The organism is Actinomadura roseirufa, assembly GCF_900659635.1.
Lineage (GTDB): Bacteria > Actinomycetota > Actinomycetes > Streptosporangiales > Streptosporangiaceae > Spirillospora > Spirillospora roseirufa.
This window is the reverse complement of record NZ_CAACVB010000547.1, coordinates 1-1677: the sequence shown is the minus strand read 5'-3', so window position 1 is coordinate 1677 and position 1677 is coordinate 1. Positions and strand designations below refer to the sequence as shown.

Sequence of the window (1677 nt, the reverse complement as noted above, 5' to 3'; positions counted from 1 at the left end):
CGCGGACACCGCCCACGGGATCACCCGCCCGTCCGGCTCGCCGCCGGGCGCGGGGCCGCCGCCGGCGGGCTCGGGCGCCTGCTCCAGGATCAGGTGGGCGTTGGTCCCGGAGATGCCGAACGAGGAGATCCCGGCCCGCCGCGGACGGTCCCGGCGGGGCCAGGCCACCGGCCCGGTGAGCAGCTCGACCGCGCCCGCGTCCCAGTCCACGTGCGGGTTCGGCGCGTCGATGTGCAGGGACGCGGGCAGCGTCCCGTGCCGCAACGCCATGATCATCTTGATCACCCCGGCGACGCCCGCCGCGGCCTGGGTGTGCCCGATGTTCGACTTGAGCGAGCCGAGCAGCAGCGGCCGGTCCGCCGGGCGGTCCCGCCCGTAGGCGGCCAGCAGCGCCTGCGCCTCGATCGGGTCGCCGAGCGTGGTGCCGGTGCCGTGCGCCTCCACCGCGTCCACCTCGGCCGCGGGCAGCCCCGCGGCGGCCAGCGCGCGCCGGATGACGCGCTGCTGCGCGGGGCCGCTCGGCGCGGTCAGCCCGTTGCTCGCGCCGTCCTGGTTGACGGCCGAGCCGCGGATCACCGCCAGGATCTCGCGGCCGTTGCGGACCGCGTCCTCCAGCCGTTCCAGCAGCACGACCCCGGCGCCCTCGCCGAGCCCGGTGCCGTCGGCCGCCGCGGCGAACGCCTTGCACCGGCCGTCCGAGGCGAGGCCGCGCTGCCGCGTGAACTCCAGGAACAGGCCGGGCGTGGACATCACCGTCACCCCGCCGGCCAGCGCCAGGGAGCATTCGCCCTGGCGCAGCGACTGCGCCGCCAGGTGGATGGCGACGAGCGAGGACGAGCACGCCGTGTCGACGGTGACGGTGGGCCCCACCAGCCCGAACGTGTACGCGAGCCGGCCCGACACCACGCTGCCGCTGTTGCCGGTGGCGAGATGGCCCGCCGCCTCGCCGCCGCCCCGGGCCGCGAGGGCGAGGTAGTCCTGCCCGGCGATGCCCGCGAACACGCCGGTGTCGCCGCCGGCGAGGTCGCGGCGGCGCAGGCCCGCGTTCTCGAACGCCTCCCACGCGATCTCCAGCAGCACCCGCTGCTGCGGGTCGATGCCGAGCGCCTCGCGCGGGCTGATGCCGAAGAACTCCGCGTCGAACCGCGGCGCCTCGTACAGGAAGCCGCCCTGGAGGGTGTGGCTCGCACCCGGCCCGCCCGGCGTCGCCAGCTCCGCCAGCGGCCACCCGCGGTCGCCGGGGAAGGCCGAGACGGCGTCCCGGCCCTCGGCGACGAGCCGCCACAGCGACTCAGCGCCGGTCACGCCGCCCGGGTACCGGCACGCCGCCGCGATGATCGCGATCGGCTCCCGCGCCCGGTCCTCCAGCTCGCGGACGCGCCGCTTGGCCTGGCGCAGGTCGGCGGTGGCGCGCTTGAGGTAGGACCGCAGCCGGTCGTCGTTCGCCGTCCCGCCGGAGTCCATGGTCAGCGGCCCCGTTCGGACGGGACGTCGCGGTCGCCGGGTTCGAGCCCGCTCAGCTCGGTGTCCAGCAGGTCGAACAGCTCGTCGTCGCTGGCCGCGGCGAGCTCCCGGTCGTCGTCGCGGCCGGCGCCGCCGTCCCTGTCGCCGCCGTCCCTGTCGCCGCCGTCCCTGTCGCCGCCGCCGGTGTCGCGCACCCGGCCGGCCAGGTCCGCC

The 1677-nt window shown here is 77.5% G+C and carries 2 protein-coding genes; both read right to left on the bottom strand.

All coding sequences use genetic code 11. The annotated features are described in order from the left end of the window. Positions 1–1464, bottom strand: a 1464-nt coding sequence (locus E1291_RS41285; RefSeq protein WP_207401269.1) for a type I polyketide synthase, incomplete at its 3' end; no start/stop codon positions are given. Between the two features lie 2 nt (positions 1465–1466). Further along, positions 1467–1677 (bottom strand): hypothetical protein (locus E1291_RS43010; RefSeq protein WP_207401268.1); only part of this gene is annotated, 211 nt, incomplete at its 5' end.